This window comes from Leadbettera azotonutricia ZAS-9 (assembly GCF_000214355.1).
Classification (GTDB): Bacteria; Spirochaetota; Spirochaetia; order Treponematales; family Breznakiellaceae; genus Leadbettera; species Leadbettera azotonutricia.
Map to the genome: position 1 here is coordinate 2,616,850 of NC_015577.1, position 17,792 is coordinate 2,634,641.

The following is a 17,792-nucleotide window of genomic DNA, read 5'->3' on the forward strand; positions in this document are numbered from 1 at the left end:
TTTTCTATAATAATGGAGGTTTTCTATGATGAAAAGAAGTTTGATTCTGGCACTAAGCTTGGCCGTCATTTCCGGCGCGCTTTTTGCCGGCGGCGGTCAGAGCAGCAGTGCTGCATCCAGTGGCGCGAAAGCATCTGCTGAATTCGTAGTCGGGAACGGGACTGAAATCCAGTCCATCGATCCCTCCCAGATTGAAGGCGTGCCGGAAGCCCGGGTTAATATGGCCCTCTTCGAAGGCCTTGCGACTTATAACCCCAAAACCAACAAAGCCGAACCCGGGGTAGCTGAAAGCTGGACTATCAGCGCCGATGGATCGGTGCTTACCTTTAAGATCCGGCCCAACCTGGTTTGGAGCGATGGCACACCCATCAATGCCCAGACCTTTGTAGATTCATGGCTGTATCATCTCAACCCCACTACAGGTTCCGAATATGCGTACATGCCCGGCATGGTGATAAAAGGCGCCGACCTGTATAACACCCAGGGCGGGAAGCCTTCGGATGTCGCTATCCGTGCAGTAAATCCTACCACCTTTGAAGTGACCCTGGTCGGAAACGTACCCTATGCCATCGACATGATGGCCCACTATGCGTTCAATCCCCTGCCCGTACATGTCATTCAGAAATACGGCGCCGACTGGATCAAGAAAGAAAACTTCGTAAGTAACGGCCCATTTGTACTCCAGGAATGGATCCCCAACGATCACCTCACCGTAATTCCCAATGACAAATACTGGAACAAAGCCAATGTGCACCTATCCAAGATCACCTTCCTCCCCATCGAAGACACCAACACTGCTTATCAGGCTTATAAGAATGGAGAAATTGACTGGAGTACCAACATCCCCCTGGCAATCATCGACCAGCTCAAACTGGAAAAGGATTACCATGTCCAAACCCAGCTGGGTTCCTATTTCTATTATATTAATATGAGCCATCCCATACTCAAGGATGTGAGAATACGCAAGGCCCTCTCCATGTCCTTTGACCGCCAGGAACTCATCGACAGGGTAATTAAGGGTGGACAGGTTCCTGCTTTTGCCCTTGCCCCTCCCATCGGGGATTACAAACCCGCTACCGGCACCGGTTATGATCTTGCAGCTGCCAAAAGACTCCTTGCGGAAGCAGGGTATCCTGATGGTCGCGGCCTCCCCACATTCCAGATTATCTACAATACTTTGGACGCCCACAAGGTTATTGCCGAGTACCTCCAGCAGGTATGGAAGAACAACCTGGGCGTCAATGTAACCCTTCAGAATCTTGAATGGGCCACCTTCCTTGATGAAAGGAAAACTTCCCGGATGGAACTGGGCCGGGCCGGATGGATTGCCGACTATGCGGATGCCCAGAATTTCCTTGACCTTATTGTCACAGGCGGCGGCAATAACGACGGCCACTACAGTAATCCCCAGTACGACGCCCTGATTCGCCGGGCTTCTGCCATGCCTGGCGGCACTGCCCGCGATCAGATACTGCACCAGGCTGAAGAAATTGCCATCACCCAGGATCAGGTGGTTATCCCCATTTACTATTATGTATCCCAGAACATTATCAATCTGGATAAATGGGACGGCTGGTACACCAATCCCCAGGATTCACACCCCTGGGTAGGTATCAAGAGAAAGTAATTCTGCTAAAGGATAAAAGCCATGGGGCGTTTCGTACTGCGGAGGCTGATTAGTATAATTCCTACGATGTTCATCATCGTTACTGTCAGCTTCTTCATGATGCGAGCCGCCCCGGGCGGTCCTTTCTCCAGAGAAAAAGAAGTCCCCCCTGCAGTCCTTGAGAACCTGCTTCGAAAGTACCACATGGACGAAAGCCTGCCTCGTCAGTATCTCCGCTTTTTAGGGGATGTAGTGAGGGGCGACCTGGGACCTTCATTTAAAAATAAAGATTTCACAGTAAATCAACTAATCGGCCAGAGTCTTCCCAATTCCCTTATATTGGGCTTAACCTCATTGACTATCGCATTAGTATTGGGTGTGCTTTTTGGCATTATTTCTGCGATTAAGCAAAATTCAGTTTTGGACTATACCACCATGTCCATTGCGGTCACAGGAATATCTGTTCCCATGTTCGTAGCAGGGCCAGTGCTGATGCTGATATTCGCAGTATGGCTAAAATGGCTCCCAACCCAGGGCTGGATCACCGGACGTCAGGGCATAAAAACGCTCATACTGCCCGCCGTTACCCTTTCCATGCCCTACTTTGCCTACATTGCCCGCTTATCCAGGGCAAGCATACTCGAAGCCCTGCGTTCGGATTATGTACGAACTGCCAGAGCCAAGGGCCTTTCCATGCCGGTTATCATGGTAAAGCATGTCCTTAAAGGCGCTCTTCTCCCGGTAGTAAGTTATTTGGGGCCTGCCTGCGCCGGTATTGTTACAGGTTCGGTAGTAGTGGAGAGCATTTTTGTTGTTCCCGGCCTGGGCACATTTTTTGTGCGTTCCGCATTGAACAGGGATTATACCCTGATTATGGGGACAGTAATTGTTTATTCCCTGATTTTGGTATTGATGAATTTTGTAGTGGATATTATTTACGGGTTCCTGGATCCCCGGATCTCATACCGGTAGAGGCAGCGCACGATGAAAAAGTTTAATTTTTCTACTACTCCAAAGGCTGATGCTGCCCTTAATGAATTCAACCAGGAAGTCAAGGCTGTTTCACTTACCCAGGATGCCTGGAAGCGGCTTAAAAAAAATAAAATGGCTGTTTTTGGCTTGGCAATTGTGCTGTTTTATTTTGCCTTGTCCGTTTTCGCGCCTTTGCTGCCTTTTTATCCTTATGAAAGGCAGGAGATTCTGCATACCTATCTGCCCCCTTCTTTTGACAGGGCAGGGAATGTGATGATCAAAATGCGGGAAGCTTACCTTGTCAAAGTAATGGCTATGGAAGGTCGTACTGAACACAATAACGCCGAAAAAAAAGAACTTGCGGCTATGCGTCTGGATATTGAGAGTAATCCTGTGCACCAGCGGATCTATATATTGGGGACTGATATTTTGGGAAGGGATATGCTTTCGCGGGTGATCTATGGCGGAAGAATTTCCATAGGCATTGGCGTATTGGGAACCATTACGGCGCTTCTTATCGGTATTTTCTTCGGTGCTGTAGCGGGCTACGTGGGCGGAAGGCTCGATGAACTCATCATGCGTTTTGTGGATGTTATGTACGGGCTTCCCTATATGTTAATTGTAATAATACTTATGGCCATTATGGGGAGGAATATATTTATCCTTTTTATGGCAATTGCTTTAGTATCCTGGCTTACCATCGCCCGGGTTGTGCGGGGGCAGATCATTTCCCTTAAAAATGCCGAATTTGTGCAGGCTGCCCAATCCGTGGGCGCCGGTACTGCAAGAATAATCAGAAAACATTTGCTCCCCAATACTTTGGGGATTATCATAGTATATTCCACCTTATCCCTCCCGAGCTTCATCATGAACGAGAGTTTCCTTTCCTTTTTGGGGCTGGGCGTTTCTGCGCCTTTGGCGTCCTGGGGCTCCCTGGTTTCGGAAGGGGTCAAGGGAATGGAACTCTACCCATGGCTGCTCATTGCCCCCGCAGTAGCAATGACCGTGTTCCTCTTCGCCATGAACTTTTTGGGCGACGGCTTAAGGGATTCTTTTGATCCCCAAAGCAAGAACAGGGTTTAGGGGGGGATATGGCAAACAGCATTGACCTTGAGAACAGCGAGACCGTACTGGAGGTAAAAAATCTCAGGACCCATTTCTTCACCGGCGATGGCGTGGTAAAGGCGGTAGACGATGTGAGCTTCTCCCTTCGCAAGGGGGAGGTCATGGGCATAGTGGGAGAATCGGGTTCAGGCAAATCGGTTACGAACCTTTCCATAATGAACCTGGTGCAGACGCCTCCGGGCAAAATCGTGGGCGGGGAAGTGCTTTTCCATGGGGATGATATACTCAGGATGAACGAGAAGCAAATCCGTTCCATACGGGGTGCGAAAATCTCCATGATCTTCCAGGACCCCATGACAAGCCTCAACCCTTTCCTGCGGATTTCTACCCAGATGATCGAAACCCTGCGGCTCCACGAAAAGCAATCAAAAAAGGAAGCCAAGAAACGAGCCATAGAGATGCTTACCCTGGCCGGCATTCCCGCTGCGGAACAGCGCATAGACGCCTACCCCCACCAGTTTTCAGGCGGCATGTGCCAGCGGGTGATGATTGCCATGGGGCTTTCCTGCAACCCTGAAATACTCATTGCTGATGAGCCTACAAGCGCGCTTGATGTTACCATACAGGCCCAGATTCTGGATTTGATGAAGGGCCTTACCAATAAATTCGGAACCGCAGTAATACTCATAACCCATTCCCTGGGCGTGGTGGCGGGTATGTGCGATACTATTTATGTCATGTATGCGGGCCGTGTTGTGGAGCGGGGCCTTACAGCGGATATTTTCGAAAATCCCCGCCACCCCTATACACGGGGGCTTATCAAATCAGTACCCAGGCTTGACAGGCAGAACCAGGATCGGCTCTTTTCCATTCCGGGCCAGCCGCCCAATGTGATAGACCTGCCGCCCTGCTGCCCCTTCTTCCCCCGCTGCCCTGATGCAAAGGGTATCTGCAAAACCCAATACCCCGATGAAACCGATTACGGCTCGGGCCACAGGGCAGCCTGCTGGAACAATGGGGGTGCGGCATGAATGACAATCACGACACAGATTTACTGAGGGTCGAAAACCTCCGTATGCATTTCCCCGCAGGTACTAAAGGTTTTATAAAAAGAGAAAAGCAATTTATTTACGCAGTGGATGGCATTTCTTTTTCCATCGGGAAAGGCGAAACCCTGGGCCTTGTAGGCGAATCAGGCTGCGGCAAATCCACAGTGGTCAGGGCATTGGCAAGGCTCTATACCCCCACATCGGGGGATGTGTACCTCCATGGCAAGAATTTTTCTACCATGAACAAGCGGGAGCTCCTGGAAGCCCGCAGGAATATGCAGATCGTTTTCCAGAACCCCTACGCTTCACTCAACCCCCGCATGACCACTGCGGATATCATCGCGGAACCCATGCGCATATACCGCAGGCTGGGGCTCCTTGAGATGGCGGACGGGGAGATCGAAAACAGGGTAGAAAAACTCATGGATCTGGTAGGGCTTTTGAAATTCTACAAAAACCGCTACCCCCACGAATTTTCGGGAGGTCAACGGCAGCGCATAGGCATTGCCCGCTCCCTGGCTTTGAACCCCCAGCTTATTTTGGCGGACGAGCCTGTCTCGGCCCTGGATGTTTCCATACAGGCCCAAATTTTGAATCTCTTTAAGGATATACAGAAAGAATTCGGCCTCTCGTATCTTTTTATTGCCCACGATCTTGCGGTCATCGAATATATTTCCGACCGCATCGCGGTAATGTATCTGGGAAAAATTGTGGAAATGAGCGGATACCAGGATCTCTATAAAAATCCGCTGCATCCCTACACTCAGGCACTTTTGTCTTCAGCGCCCATACCGGACCCGAAGATTGAGGCTGAGCGCAAACGTATTATTTTGACAGGGGATGTGCCCTCACCTAACGTGCAGAGGCCGGGCTGTTATTTCTACGACCGCTGCCCCCGCCGCATGGATAAATGCAAACAGGAGCAGCCGGTTTTAAAAACTGTTACAGAAGGCCACCAGGTGGCGTGCTTCTTACAGGAGTGACAATTTACTTTTTAAGACTCTCCAGCCAATTGGTGTATTCATTAACCAAAGCGTCATACTGTTTAAGCAAATCTTCCAATTCACCTCGGAGCTTGCTGACAATTTCAGCAGATGGCTCTGAATTGCGGACAGCGGCTTGCAACGATGTGCTTTTACGCTGCATCTGTACCAAAAGGTCATTATATTGCCTTTCATATTCCGTGCGCTTGGCGTCATTCTGGACACGATCATTATCTATATTTGCCTGATCCAAAATAGAATGGTACTTGGTGGAATTATGATCCATGCGGTTGCCAAGATCAGTATACCTGTCCCATGCAAAAACCGATGAAGCCATCCCTAAAATCAACGCAATTAAAATTAATTTTCTCATAACAATATCTCCTTGTTGTATGACCTTTAGTTATCCTGGGCTTTAAGATCCTGGGGGAAGCCCGCGATCTTTTTGGCATCCGCATTGGTGGCAGCGATTTTGATCTGCCCCGAAACGATCTGCTGTTTCACCTGCTGAAGCTGCGACTTAATATCGGCAGTGATGGCAGGGTTGGTGGTGGAATAGCCCACGCCTTCAGCCTTAAGATCCAGGGTGATGACTTCGCCTTTAAAGGCATTGTTCTTTACGGCATTGAGGCCGTAGACAAGGCTCGTCTCTACTTGCTTAAGCATGGAGGTGAGAACCGCCGATTCCGTAGAATTGGGGAGGAGCCCTTCTTCGTGCTGATCGGAATCGACGCCTATGGCCCATACATTGCGGCCTGCCTGGCGGTATTCTTTGGCCTGGGCAATGGTGCCATTGCCTGAACCGCCGGCTGCGGAATAGATGGCGTAAACACCGGAATCATACCAGTTCTTGGCCTGTGTTTTGGCAAGGGCAGGTTCGCCCCAGCTATTCACGTAGTAGTCCACGATCTGGGCATTGGGGAATACGGAAAGTATACCCTGCACATAGCCTACCTCAAATTTGGTAATGGTTGTGCCGGGCACGCCGCCTATAAAACCGAAGCGGGGATTGGCAATATTGTCGGCTTTGGCCTTGAGGGCTGCGGCGACGCCTACGAGGTAGGAGCCTTCATGCTCGGCAAACATCGCCTGAAGAACGTTGGGGAGATTTACCCAGTCAACGTCAACGATCATGTACTTCTGATTGGGGTTCTGGGCGGCAACTTCCGCCAGGGCGTCGGCAAAGGTAAAGCCCGTGGTAACGATGAGGCTGTAGCCTTCGTCAGTGGCCTGCCTGATATTGGGGATATACATATCCTGGGTCTGGGCGGTTACCACATCGTAGGATTTTCCCCTCTTGGTGGTGTTCTGCCAGGTATCGCCGTAGAATTCCAGGATGCCCCGCCAGGCGGCTGCATTGAAGGATTTGTCGTCAATGCCCGTGGCGTCTGTGAGCAAGCTGACAGTTACTTCCGGGGCAGCCGGAACGGCTGTAGTAGCCGGGGCAGCCGAAGTCGAGGCAGGGGCGGCCTTTTTATTGCACGCCGCCGTTACCAGGGCGACGGCAACCAGCGCCGCAACAACAATTCCATTAAGTATCCTTTTCATAATATTCCTCCTATTTAAACAATATGAATCATGTTTTAATGATACTTCATTGCGGCTTACAGGTCAAGAAACCCTGGATTCAGGCATCATTGTTTTTTGAAGAATTTTATAGTATAGTAGAATCAGGGTTACTATAACCTGGCATGTTTGTTTTTTAGAGAGAGAAGGATTATATGATACAAAAAAAGATATTGACTATCCTGGCCGTCTTTTCGTTGGCATTGCCGGTTTTCGGTCAAAGCGACGGATGGACCCCCTTTGGCGCGAATACTGCCCAGGATCTTTATGCTCCCTCGATGGCAGGCAGGGGCGGTTATACCACATCCAAAGGCGGCGCCCCGGCAAGCGCCCTGAACCCAGCTGCTGAAGGCGACGCCCAGCGTCTTATCTTCGATATTGGGTATATGGGCCTCCCCGGTTTGGGGGATGAATCAGGATTCGGGAATGCCCTGAACCTGGGCGCTATAATCCCCACCAGGGTGGGCGTTTTCGGCGGCTCTATCCGCTTTCTTCAAAGTCCCTTCGACTCTTTCTCCGTGGCAACTTCTTTCCAGGCAAACCTGAATGCCGCCAAAGAACTCTACCCCGGCTTGAGCCTGGGCCTGGGCCTCAATTTCGGCTTCAACACTGTGGAAACCTGGATGGCCGCTGCGGATCTCGGCTTCCGCTATAATATAGGGAACCTGGGGGCTCTTGAGAATTTCACCTGGGCCTTGGTCCTGCGCGGTTTGGGCAAAAGCTGGATCCCCTCCATGTTGACCCCTGCCGCAGGTCTTTCTTTCGATTTTGTCCACATAGAAGGTGACGGGGACAAGGCTGATCCCCTTAGGATAGGTTTTGCCGCCGATGTATACCTCCCAACTTTCCAGAATTTTGGGGGCAAACTGGGGCTTAACCTTACCATCGCGGAAATTGTTACTATTTCAACATCTACCCAATTCAATCTTAAGGAAGGAATCGAGGGGAACCCTCCCTCGCCAATCCCTTCCATTGGAATCGCGGCCAACATCAAGCTTAAGTCAGGTGGGCGGCGCCTTGTGGGCGGAACTCTGCCGTCTGATGGCGAACTGGCTGTGGACATTGCGGCAAAGCCTCTTTACAACGGCATTTGGGCCATGGGCGGCGGGGTCACCTGGACTGTAGGCGTGGCGGACAAGACTCCTCCTGCCATATCCATTGATTACCCTGAGACCATCTGGATATCCCCGAACAACGACGGGAAAGCCGACGATCTCGAATTCCCCATTGCCATTACCGATCAGCGCTATATAGAAGAATGGGTCATGGAAATTTCCGATGAATCGGGCGAAGTGGTCAGGACCTACAGGAACAAGGAGAGAAGGCCCGAAACCCAGGGGGTAAGGAATTTCTTCAGCCGCCTTACAGATGTCAAGTCCGGGGTTGAAATACCCCCCACCCTGCGCTGGGACGGCATACTTGAATCTGGCGAAACTGCCCCTGACGGCAAGTACACCTTTGCCATCACTGCCTCTGACGACAATGGCAACACTGCGGTATCCGCTTTTTATGAAGCGATGATTGACAACACAGCGCCTTCCATCACCATAGAGCCCTTTGCCGATGGCGGGAACATCTTCTCCCCTGACGGCGACGGCAACAAGGATACGCTCTCCATCGCCATGTCCGGTTCCGCCGAGGACCTCTGGGAAGGGGCAATATATGACGCCACCGGCGTCAAGATTCGCGGCTTCAACTTTGAAAACAAAGCGCCTGCGGCCATCACCTGGAACGGCACTGATGAAAACGGCGACATAGTGCCCGACGGTGTTTACAGCTTCAGGATTGCGGCCACCGACAAGGCCCAGAATTCCGAAAGCGCCGAACTGGGGAACATCATTGTCAGCACCATACAACCCCAATCAGCCATCACCATTGGCGATGCCTGGTTCTCCCCCAACGGCGACAACATCAAAGACACCATTGGCCTCACCCTGGTTGTTCCCGTTAAAGAAGGAATCGTAGGCTGGGAAGTCCTCATCAAGGACAGCGCGGGCAGCACCCGCAGGACTATTTCGGGAACCAACGACCTCCCGGCGCGGATTGAATATGATGGAAGGAACGACACGAACATAGTCCTGGGCGAAGGGGTCTATGGGGCCAACCTCTCGGTGCGCTACCGGAACGGCTATGTGTCAACTGCCTCGTCCCCCTCGTTCACCCTGGATATTACAGCCCCAAGGGCATCGGTACGCATCGAAGATCCCGACTTGGCCCCCGGAGGCACCGCAGTGTTCTCCCCCAACAACGACGGCAGCAAAGACGAACTCATACTTATACAGGAAGGCTCCAACGAGCTTTCGTGGATAGGGGAAATCAGGAAGGCCGGCCAGACCACAGGGCCCGCAGTGCGTTCGTTCCGCTTCAACGGAACGCCTTTGACGCGCCTTGTATGGGACGGCATGGACAATGCCGGCGCCCTGTCCCCGGATGGAACCTATGTGTATGAACTTTTCTCCACAGACCCCGCAGGTAACTCGGGCAGATCCAACAGGGTCAACTTTGAAATATTCACTAAGGATACACCGGTATTCCTGGCCACAGATCTCAGGGCTTTCTCGCCCAACGGTGATGGCGTGCGGGATACCATCAACTTCCAGCCCCAGATCCAGGAAGCCACAGGCATCTTGAACTGGAAGATTGAAGTCCAGAACATAGACAACAGCTCGGGCCGCAGCATTAGCTCGTCAGCATCCACGGTGCGTACCATCACGGGCAATAGCTCCGTGCCGGCAAACATACCCTGGAACGGCAGGACCGACTCGGGTGCTATGGCTTCCGATGGAACCTATGTGGCGCGCCTCGATCTTGAATACCGCTCGGGCAACAAGCCATCCGCCCTCTCCCGTGCCTTTACCCTGGACACCCAGGCGCCCCAGGCTGACCTTTCCCTGCCCTTCACCCTCTTCTCCCCCAATGGGGACGGCAAGAGGGACTTCCTCCCTATACAGGTCAACACCCAGGGGAACGACGAATGGAACGCGGTGATCACCGATTCCCGCAACGCCATAGTCCGCAGCTGGAACTGGACAGGCCGGGCCCCCGCGATACCCCTGCCTTGGGACGGCACAGACCAGATGGGCAACAACGTGCCGGACGGCACGTACACCTTCACCTTAAGCTCCACCGACGAAGCCGGAAACAGCACCCGCAAGACCCTGACAGGCATCAGCGTTGACGCCAGGATTCCCAGGGTCTTCCTCACCGCTTCCACCCAGGCCATTGCGCCCAAGGCGAATACCTCGACAGACGCTATGCGCTTCAACCTCATGCTCCAGCCCCAGGAAGGTATTGAATCCTGGAAACTGGAACTCAAAAATGAACAGAACCAGATTGTCCGCACCTTCTCGGGTACCGCAAGTGCCCCGCCCGCATCCATAGGCTGGAGCGGCACCGACGATCGCGGCATACTCAGGGAAGGCAAGTACATCCCCACCATCACGGTAAGCTACATCAAGGGCGATGTGGTGATCGTTTCGGCACCCCAGGTCACTGTGGACATTACAGGCCCTGTATTGACCTGGACATCGAGGCCCCAGTACTTCAGCCCCGACAATGACGGCGTGGAAGACGAACTCTACATCTCGCTCACTGCCCAGGACGCATCCCCCATCGCCAACTGGAGGGTGGATATACGGGAGACCGAAGGCACCAAGCAGCTCTTCTACCGCATCGAAGGCAGGGGCAGCCCCTCTGATCGCATAGTCTGGGACGGCCGTTCCAACAGGGGCGAACTGGTCCAGGCTGCCACGGATTATTCCTACACCTACACAGCCGCCGACACCCTGGGCAACTCCAGCACCATCGAGGGCATGTTCAGCACCGATGTCATGGTCATCCGGGACGGCAACATGCTCAAGATCCAGGTGCCTTCGATCACCTTCCGCGCCAACGAGGCTGACTTTGACGGCCTCCCTGCAGAACGCATCGAAACCAACACCCGTGTCCTGCGCCGCATCGCCGAGATCCTCAACAAATTCCGCGACTACCGCATCACCGTCGAAGGCCATGCCAACCCGGTGCTGGGAACAGCCAAGGAAGAAACCGAGGAGCTCCAACCCCTCAGCCTTAGGCGCGCCAACGCCATCATCGAACAGCTCGTGAACTACGGCGTCTCCCGAGGCCGCCTCAGCTCCGTAGGCCGCGGCGGCACCCGCACCGTGGTAAGCCCCGCAGACCTGGACAACAGGTGGAAGAACCGGAGGGTGGAATTCATCTTGAACAAATAACGAGACTCTACGCCAGCCATGAATGATGGCTGGCGGACACGTTGCCGGACTAAAATGAAAACGCCCGCCGTCCATGGCGGGCGCTTCGGTGCAATTTTTTACTTCGTCTTGCTGCGCATCAATCAATTAAACAATGCTTGCACTGCAATAGCATCTTCCCCATTATCAAACGTCCGGGTTAATACCGGGGTATTACTGGTTCCGTATACTTTTAGAAATCCGGAAATAGTTAATCCTTCATCTCCACTCTCATTTTCCCAAGCATACCATTGGTTGCTGAAGATGATTCTTGCGGATTTCCCGCTGGCTGACACCGTCAACCCGTATGCAGAGCCACCTCCTTCATATCCCCAATCTCCGCGGCTATTCCAGGAGTAGTCCGTGTTTTGTATTTCTCGAATGGTACTTCCCAAATAAAAAGTAACCACGGGAGAACTGCCGAAGGTTTTGTTTGAGGTAAATTCAATGGTTGTATCACTGGTTGTAACCTCTCTCCCTACCATAGCACTCCCCGTTTTGGAATAATTCCCCTTGGAACTTATTGCGTATCCCATGTCAGTGTTGTCAGTAAAATCCCATCTGTACCCATCGGGAAATGAGGTACTCTTTTCTTCAACAAGGTCCTCAACGGTATCGTTAATTGTCCAAACAGAGCTGGCTTTAATGGCTGCTAAAAGAGTCAGTGCCTCGCTCTCAGAAGTAACAGCGCTTATTCCACCCACAACCGGCAGGGCGGGCAAACTATCTATCGCGGGAGGTGGAATGGCAACCTGACCGGGTCCGCCCGTATCAGTTCCATCCCCGCCGCACCCTGTCAACATCAATCCGAATATCAGCGCAAGCGCCAATATTCCCGCGAAAAACACCTTGTGGTTATTCTTCATACAAACCTCTTTTTGTACGGATAAATTTCCGCACCAGTATTATTGAGTCTGAAATCCGGCTAAGGAACCGTAAAATTCCACCAGAATATGACACAATAGGCAAAGTATAATTGCCTAATGAAGAATATGTCAATAACCCTGAATCATTTAACATTGCCTGTGAGGTAAAGTTGAAGGAGTCGGTGAAGGGCATTAAGGATGTATTGGCCCGAAATTTAAAGATAAACCGCATGAAATTGGGTTTGACTCAGGACAAATTGGCAGAAAAGGCGGGTATTTCAACCCATTACTTTGCCATGGTGGAACTGGCAAAAAAGTTTCCTTCCGCTGATATGCTGGAACGCCTTGCCGAAGCATTGGAAGTGGAACCCCATGAACTGTTTTATATGCCGTCTGCTGCGGAAAACGCCCTTGAGCAGCTGCAGGCGACTGTCGCCGCCAACATCGAACAGGTTGTCGCTGATGCGGTGGAAAAGACTCTTTCCAAAAAATACCCCTAATCGTTAATGGATCATCCCGATCCCAATCCCCCCATATCCTCCGGCTGAGTCTCCCCTAATCCACACACCACCCATCACAGAGAACACAAAACTCGAAGGGGGCGGGAAAAACTTCATCTCTCCCCCTATCATCAAGGATGTATCCCCGCCGGTAAAATTGAACTCCGATCTGGCTGAGACACCGGCTGCGGCATAGGCCATATTGTAAAGCACGCCGCCCGAGGCGAGGAGCCTTGGAGCAGGGTCCCAGGGAAAACCTTTGTCGCTGGTCCAGATACAAGCGGGTGTCAATATAAAAGAGAAGGCCCCGGCGTCAAGCTCCAGGGGGATGAAGAACTCTATGCCCGAACCCATGCCGAAGGGTGTGGCTGAAGTTTCATCTTCCCAGGCAAAGGAGGCCCCTGCGGCAAGGCCGAAGCTGTTTGTTTTTACGGGGTTAAAAAAGACCCATTTGGCAGCGCCCCCAAAGCCTATCCGGGTATCCTCTTTGTTAGTGGCAAGCACATCAAGGGCAGCGGAAATTTCGAGGCCTGCCAGGGGCGAAAACCTAAAGGCTGCGGCAAAGGGGAGGCTCCTCCAGGGAAGACCGGCATAAGGGGGGCTTCCGAAAAGCAGGCCCCCTTCAACCTGAAAAGAGCCGGGAGGGAGGAGGCCGGGGCTGGGGGCATAGAGGAGGCCGCTTTTCCCCGAGAAGATGGTGAGGGGCCTTATTTCCCGGGAGGAATCCAGTTCCACCATAAGGGTGATGGTTTCTTCCAAAGGGGGCGAATTGCCCCAGGGTATGGATTCAAGCTTGAGCACCATTGAATAGACGCCGTCGGGGAGCGCCATGCCCCATCTGTCCCTGCCATTCCAGGATGACGACTGGGACCAGGTTAAAAAGGGCCCCAGATCCCGCACGAAGAGGAGTTCACCGCCGGAATCAAAAACCGAAAGGGTACCTCTGCCTTGGCTGCTTACTCCAAAGTTGATGTCCGTCATCCCCAAAGAACCGGCATTGCCGGGGTTAAAAACGGGCCTCGCAAGGGAAGCGTCAAGTATGTGGAAGCTTGCGGGCTTGAGGGCAATCTCCAGGTTTTGGGCTGTATCCTCCCCCACATAAACTGTGGTCGAGGCTTCTTCCCAGCCGAAAGCCTGCACATTGATGGTTCTGTAGCCGGCAGGCAAATCAAGGACAGGCCCTTCCACAGCTGTGCCATCGGCAAAAATTTGCGGCCTTAAAGGCAGGGTTTCAGGGGCGCCGGGTTCGGGGCCGATTTTAACCAGGACTTTGCCCCGGGATTCTTCAAGCTCTATCCCTATATCAAGAAGGCTGCCGGAACGTATGGAGACGCGGAAGGCCCGCTCCACATAGCCTTCTTTGGCAATCCTTACGAAGTAGCGGCCGGGCCTGAGGCTTTCGAGGGCAAGGGGGGTCTTGCCCCGCTCAAGGCCATCGATGAAGACGCTTGCCCCCGAAGGCTTGGTGCTGACGTGAAGACCTCTCCCGCTGCTCTCTTCAATCTTGTCCCCCACGGAAGCCCAGCTTGGAAGAGCCTGGGCAGGGATCATGACGGGAAAAAGCATGGCCAAAAATACAGCCAGGGTTAAGCAGATGCGATTACGGCCCATATTCTAAATATAAGGCTTTTCAGCCAAAAAATGAACCATCCTTGGCCTTATAGTACGAATAAACCTGGCTTGGCAAAAAAACATATAATTTCTATAGAAATTATCAGAATAAGCCTTGACAAAAAATTATCATTCATATAAACATATAATACCACTAGGAATTATAGGATATACCAAATGAGGAATGGCAAGAATGGGTGATTTTTTTATTGATATCCGGGGACTCCGCAAGACCTTCCACAGCCGTGGCAAGGACTTTGAGGTGCTCAAGGGGATCAATCTGGGAATACAAAAAGGAGATATTTACGGCATCGTAGGGTTCAGCGGCGCCGGAAAGACCACCCTGCTGCGCTGCATCAACCGCCTGGAGACTCCTGATTCCGGTACTATCAGCGTGGGGGGCCTTGAAGTAACCGGCCTTGCCTTCCGGGCATTGGATAATTACCGCCATAAAATCGGCATCATTTTCCAGCAGTTCAACCTGCTGGATTCCCGTACGGTGTTTGGCAATGTAGCCTTCCCCCTGGAAGTGGCGGGAGAAAAAAAGTCGGCAATTGCCAAGCGGGTTACGGAAATCCTGGAACTGGTGGGCCTGTCCGGCAAAAGCGATTTTTACCCCGGCCAGCTCAGCGGCGGCCAAAAACAGCGGGTCGGCATTGCCCGGGCCCTGGCGAATAACCCGGACATACTCCTGAGCGACGAGGCGACCTCGGCCTTGGATCCCCTCACATCCCTTTCCATTCTGGATTTGCTCAGGGACATTAATAAAAAGCTGGGCCTTACCATTGTATTGATTACCCACGAACTGGATGTGATTCGTTACGCCTGTAACCATGTAGCGGTCCTGGAAGACGGCCTGATTGCCGAATCCGGAGGCGTCAAGAGTGTATTTCTGAATCCGACAAGTGAAACAGCGCGGCTTTTCATGAAGATAAATCATGATTTTTCCAACCACGATTGGCAGGAAGGGGATGGTATATGATAAAAACACTGCAAAGCGCCTTTAGCGCAGAGACCTGGAGTATTGTTGGTCCTGCCATCAACCAAACCCTGTATATGACGATTCTTACGACCATTCTGACCGGTATATTCGGCCTTGTTTTGGGAATAGTTCTTGTTTTGACCGATAAGGACGGGCTTCATCCCCTGCCGGTTTTTAATTTAATTGCCGGGGGAATCATCAACGCCTTTCGTTCCATGCCTTCGGTGATCATCATCATTTTGACCCTGCCCCTTTCGCGGCTTATCATCGGCATATCCTATGGGCCAAAGGCCTGTATTGTGGCCCTGGCGGCAACCTGTATCCCCATGTTTGCCCGGTTGGTGGAAAGCAGCATCCTGGAAGTTCCCAAGGGCAAGTTTGAAGCTGCCCAGGCCATGGGCGCGAGCAAAGGGGAGATTGTTTTTAAGGTGATGCTTCCGGAAGCGCTGCCCAATTTGGTCCGCAACTTTACGGTGACTATCATCGTTGTTATTTCTACCACCGCCATTGCCGGTTCCTTTGGCGCAGGGGGCTTGGGGGATGTGGCGGTACGGTACGGGTATGCCCGTTTCAGGGTGGACATGCTCATCGCCTCGGTAATAGTGCTCATCCTCTTGGTGAATGTGGTGCAGCTTGCCGGTGGGGGATTCGCACGGCATATTCTGAAAAAACGCCATTTGATTTAGGAAATATCGGCCTTGAGGCTGATAAGAGTATAGAAAGGAGCTATGTATGAAACGAACAGCAGTGTTAGTAGCGGGGTTGGTTCTGATTTCTTCTCTTGCCTTTGCAGGAGGAAAGAGCGAGGCTTCAGGCGCCCAAACAACCAAAGCAGGCGGAAACAGCACCCGCTTAAAGGTACAGGCGGATATAGTCCCCCATGCGGAGCTATTGGAATTTGTAAAACCCACACTGGCGGCCCAGGGTATTGATATTGAGATTATCACCACCACCGACAGTTCATTGGCCAATGAGCAGGTTGCCAACGGGGAATTGGATGTAAACTTTTTTCAGCATGAACCCTACTTAAAGTCCATCGTTGCGGAAAGGGGTTTTGACCTCGTAAACGGCGGCAATATCCATGTTGAACCCATCGGCGCCTATTCGGTTAAATACAAAACCGTCAATGAAGTACCGAACAATGCAAAGATTGCCATTCCCAACGATGCGACAAACGAATACCGTGCCCTGCGCATCCTTGAACAGGCGGGCTTTATCACCCTGAAAAAGGGCGTCGACGTATATCAGACCACGGTTGCCAACACAGTTGATAAATACGTGAAACCCATTACCCTGCAGGAACTGGATTCCGCCCTGATCATCCGGGTAAAAGAAGATTTTGACGTATACATTACCAACACCAACAAGATCCTGGAAGCGGGGATCGATACCACCCAGGTACTTTTCCGGGAAGGCAAGGATTCTCCCTATGCAAACATTCTGGCGGTAAAAGCAAGCCGGGTGAATGATCCTGCGATCAAAGCCCTGTTTGTCGCCCTCACCTCCGAGGATGTCCGTAAATTCATCGACAGTAAATACAAAGGCGCGGTTATCCCTGCATTTTAAGGAAATTTGACTGAAAGCAGCCCCCTCACAAAGCAAGGTGAGGGGGTTTTTATGATTTCACTTCCGGGATAAGCCCGCTTTGACGGTAACTGAACCAGGAGTTTTCCGAAAAAATGAGATGATCCAAAAAATGGATGCCCAGGATATCGGCGGCTGCCTTGAGCTTCATGGTGATCTCATTGTCCTCCACCGAAGGGTCTAGCTCGCCTGAGGGGTGGTTGTGGGCCACAGCCACCGCGCTGGCCCTGTCGAGGAGGGGATCGGCGAAAACTTCACGCGGGTGGACTATGGTTCGGTTCACAAGGCCTATGGTGACTATGCGCACAGCCAGCACCTCATGGGCGCCGTTCAGGGATATGCAGATGAAGCGTTCCTGCCGCCTGTCTGCATAGTGGCGTATGAGGCTGTAGATATCCTGTGGGGTTTTTATCCTCTGGCCCAAAGCCCATTTGCGTCTGCCGAATTCCAGCATGGCTGCTATGGTGCAGGCTTTGGATTCGCCCATGCCGGTAAGGCTGCATAGCTCCTTTACCGAGGGTATATCCTTTTCCCTGTCAAGGCTATCGAGAAGATCCCTTGCTATCACCAGAACATTCCGGCCCTTTATCCCCGAAACCAGGATCACCGCCAGAAGATCCTGATCCGATAAAGAAGCCGGTCCGGATTTAGCCAGCCTCTCCCTGGGCCTGTCTTCCGCAGGGAGAACGCTGGGACTTGCGAGAGTTGAGTATTCTTCATTCATATATACCTATATGGCATTGGGATGGAAATTGCATTGA

At 52.1% G+C, this 17,792-nt stretch carries 15 protein-coding genes; 10 read left to right on the plus strand and 5 right to left on the minus strand.

Annotation, left to right across the window (positions count from 1 at the left end):
* Nucleotides 1–25: 25 nt before the first annotated feature.
* From TREAZ_RS11400 to TREAZ_RS11420, 5 genes are read left to right on the plus strand one after another with little or no spacing between them, the layout of a single operon-like run.
* Entirely contained in the window at nt 26–1,627 is a 1,602-nt protein-coding gene (locus TREAZ_RS11400) for a peptide ABC transporter substrate-binding protein (protein ID WP_015712015.1), read from the plus strand.
* Nucleotides 1,628–1,648: 21 nt separating this feature from the next.
* Nucleotides 1,649–2,578, plus strand: a complete 930-nt coding sequence (locus TREAZ_RS11405) for an ABC transporter permease (protein WP_015712016.1) — start codon at nt 1,649–1,651, stop codon at nt 2,576–2,578.
* A gap of 12 nt (nt 2,579–2,590) precedes the next feature.
* Nucleotides 2,591–3,661, plus strand: a complete 1,071-nt coding sequence (locus tag TREAZ_RS11410) for an ABC transporter permease (RefSeq protein WP_015712017.1) — start codon at nt 2,591–2,593, stop codon at nt 3,659–3,661.
* A gap of 8 nt (nt 3,662–3,669) precedes the next feature.
* On the plus strand, nt 3,670–4,674 hold the full coding sequence (locus tag TREAZ_RS11415) for an ABC transporter ATP-binding protein (RefSeq protein WP_015712018.1): 1,005 nt from the start codon (nt 3,670–3,672) through the stop codon (nt 4,672–4,674).
* Nucleotides 4,671–5,675: an ABC transporter ATP-binding protein gene (locus tag TREAZ_RS11420; RefSeq protein WP_015712019.1), complete on the plus strand. Its 1,005-nt coding sequence runs from the start codon at nt 4,671–4,673 to the stop codon at nt 5,673–5,675. Before TREAZ_RS11415 ends, TREAZ_RS11420 begins: the two co-directional genes overlap by 4 nt.
* 4 nt (nt 5,676–5,679) lie before the next feature.
* Here TREAZ_RS11420 and TREAZ_RS11425 read toward each other — a convergent pair whose 3' ends face one another.
* Together TREAZ_RS11425 and TREAZ_RS11430 are read right to left on the minus strand one after the other, a co-directional pair.
* Entirely contained in the window at nt 5,680–6,048 is a 369-nt protein-coding gene (locus TREAZ_RS11425) for a hypothetical protein (RefSeq protein WP_015712020.1), read from the minus strand.
* A 26-nt stretch (nt 6,049–6,074) separates the two neighbouring features.
* Nucleotides 6,075–7,223 (minus strand): BMP family lipoprotein, encoded by a 1,149-nt coding sequence (locus TREAZ_RS11430; RefSeq protein WP_015712021.1) that lies wholly within the window; start codon nt 7,221–7,223, stop codon nt 6,075–6,077.
* A gap of 173 nt (nt 7,224–7,396) precedes the next feature.
* Here TREAZ_RS11430 and TREAZ_RS11435 point away from each other — a divergent pair, with 173 nt between their 5' ends.
* Nucleotides 7,397–11,470: a FlgD immunoglobulin-like domain containing protein gene (locus tag TREAZ_RS11435; RefSeq protein ID WP_015712023.1), complete on the plus strand. Its 4,074-nt coding sequence runs from the start codon at nt 7,397–7,399 to the stop codon at nt 11,468–11,470.
* A gap of 122 nt (nt 11,471–11,592) precedes the next feature.
* Here the strand turns inward: TREAZ_RS11435 and TREAZ_RS11440 are convergent, their stop codons facing one another.
* Complete coding sequence (locus TREAZ_RS11440; protein ID WP_015712024.1) at nt 11,593–12,354, minus strand: hypothetical protein; 762 nt, start codon at nt 12,352–12,354, stop codon at nt 11,593–11,595.
* 110 nt (nt 12,355–12,464) lie between these two features.
* Between TREAZ_RS11440 and TREAZ_RS11445 the strand changes: the two genes are divergently transcribed.
* Nucleotides 12,465–12,854: a helix-turn-helix domain-containing protein gene (locus tag TREAZ_RS11445; protein ID WP_015712025.1), complete on the plus strand. Its 390-nt coding sequence runs from the start codon at nt 12,465–12,467 to the stop codon at nt 12,852–12,854.
* 3 nt (nt 12,855–12,857) lie between these two features.
* Here TREAZ_RS11445 and TREAZ_RS11450 read toward each other — a convergent pair whose 3' ends face one another.
* Nucleotides 12,858–14,465, minus strand: coding sequence for a PEGA domain-containing protein (locus TREAZ_RS11450; RefSeq protein WP_015712026.1), 1,608 nt, complete (start codon nt 14,463–14,465; stop codon nt 12,858–12,860).
* A 193-nt stretch (nt 14,466–14,658) separates the two neighbouring features.
* On the opposite strand from TREAZ_RS11450, the gene TREAZ_RS11455 reads away from it, so the two are divergent.
* Genes TREAZ_RS11455 through TREAZ_RS11465 form a run of 3 tightly spaced genes read left to right on the plus strand, consistent with a single transcriptional unit; the run spans nt 14,659 to nt 17,013 of the window.
* The gene (locus tag TREAZ_RS11455; RefSeq protein WP_015712027.1) at nt 14,659–15,447 is read left to right on the plus strand and encodes a methionine ABC transporter ATP-binding protein; all 789 of its coding nucleotides are present in this window, start codon (nt 14,659–14,661) and stop codon (nt 15,445–15,447) included.
* Complete coding sequence (locus TREAZ_RS11460; RefSeq protein ID WP_015712028.1) at nt 15,444–16,133, plus strand: methionine ABC transporter permease; 690 nt, start codon at nt 15,444–15,446, stop codon at nt 16,131–16,133. The genes TREAZ_RS11455 and TREAZ_RS11460 overlap by 4 nt, the downstream gene beginning before the upstream one ends.
* 46 nt (nt 16,134–16,179) lie before the next feature.
* Nucleotides 16,180–17,013, plus strand: coding sequence for a MetQ/NlpA family ABC transporter substrate-binding protein (locus TREAZ_RS11465; protein WP_015712029.1), 834 nt, complete (start codon nt 16,180–16,182; stop codon nt 17,011–17,013).
* Between the two features lie 49 nt (nt 17,014–17,062).
* On the opposite strand, the gene radC is transcribed toward TREAZ_RS11465, so the two are convergent.
* Entirely contained in the window at nt 17,063–17,755 is a 693-nt protein-coding gene (gene radC, locus TREAZ_RS11470) for a RadC family protein (protein WP_015712030.1), read from the minus strand.
* Nucleotides 17,756–17,792: the final 37 nt, after the last annotated feature.

What these genes read in the sequence shown, in the direction of transcription:
- TREAZ_RS11455 (WP_015712027.1), top strand. Translation starts at nt 14,659, where the DNA reads ATGGGTGATTTTTTTATTGATATCCGGGGACTCCGCAAGACCTTCCAC.
- TREAZ_RS11425 (WP_015712020.1), bottom strand. Translation starts at nt 6,048, where the DNA reads ATGAGAAAATTAATTTTAATTGCGTTGATTTTAGGGATGGCTTCATCG.
- TREAZ_RS11460 (WP_015712028.1), top strand. Translation starts at nt 15,444, where the DNA reads ATGATAAAAACACTGCAAAGCGCCTTTAGCGCAGAGACCTGGAGTATT.
- TREAZ_RS11420 (WP_015712019.1), top strand. Translation starts at nt 4,671, where the DNA reads ATGAATGACAATCACGACACAGATTTACTGAGGGTCGAAAACCTCCGT.
- TREAZ_RS11405 (WP_015712016.1), top strand. Translation starts at nt 1,649, where the DNA reads ATGGGGCGTTTCGTACTGCGGAGGCTGATTAGTATAATTCCTACGATG.
- TREAZ_RS11465 (WP_015712029.1), top strand. Translation starts at nt 16,180, where the DNA reads ATGAAACGAACAGCAGTGTTAGTAGCGGGGTTGGTTCTGATTTCTTCT.
- TREAZ_RS11440 (WP_015712024.1), bottom strand. Translation starts at nt 12,354, where the DNA reads ATGAAGAATAACCACAAGGTGTTTTTCGCGGGAATATTGGCGCTTGCG.
- TREAZ_RS11410 (WP_015712017.1), top strand. Translation starts at nt 2,591, where the DNA reads ATGAAAAAGTTTAATTTTTCTACTACTCCAAAGGCTGATGCTGCCCTT.
- TREAZ_RS11435 (WP_015712023.1), top strand. Translation starts at nt 7,397, where the DNA reads ATGATACAAAAAAAGATATTGACTATCCTGGCCGTCTTTTCGTTGGCA.
- TREAZ_RS11400 (WP_015712015.1), top strand. Translation starts at nt 26, where the DNA reads ATGATGAAAAGAAGTTTGATTCTGGCACTAAGCTTGGCCGTCATTTCC.
- TREAZ_RS11430 (WP_015712021.1), bottom strand. Translation starts at nt 7,223, where the DNA reads ATGAAAAGGATACTTAATGGAATTGTTGTTGCGGCGCTGGTTGCCGTC.
- TREAZ_RS11450 (WP_015712026.1), bottom strand. Translation starts at nt 14,465, where the DNA reads ATGGGCCGTAATCGCATCTGCTTAACCCTGGCTGTATTTTTGGCCATG.
- TREAZ_RS11415 (WP_015712018.1), top strand. Translation starts at nt 3,670, where the DNA reads ATGGCAAACAGCATTGACCTTGAGAACAGCGAGACCGTACTGGAGGTA.
- radC (WP_015712030.1), bottom strand. Translation starts at nt 17,755, where the DNA reads ATGAATGAAGAATACTCAACTCTCGCAAGTCCCAGCGTTCTCCCTGCG.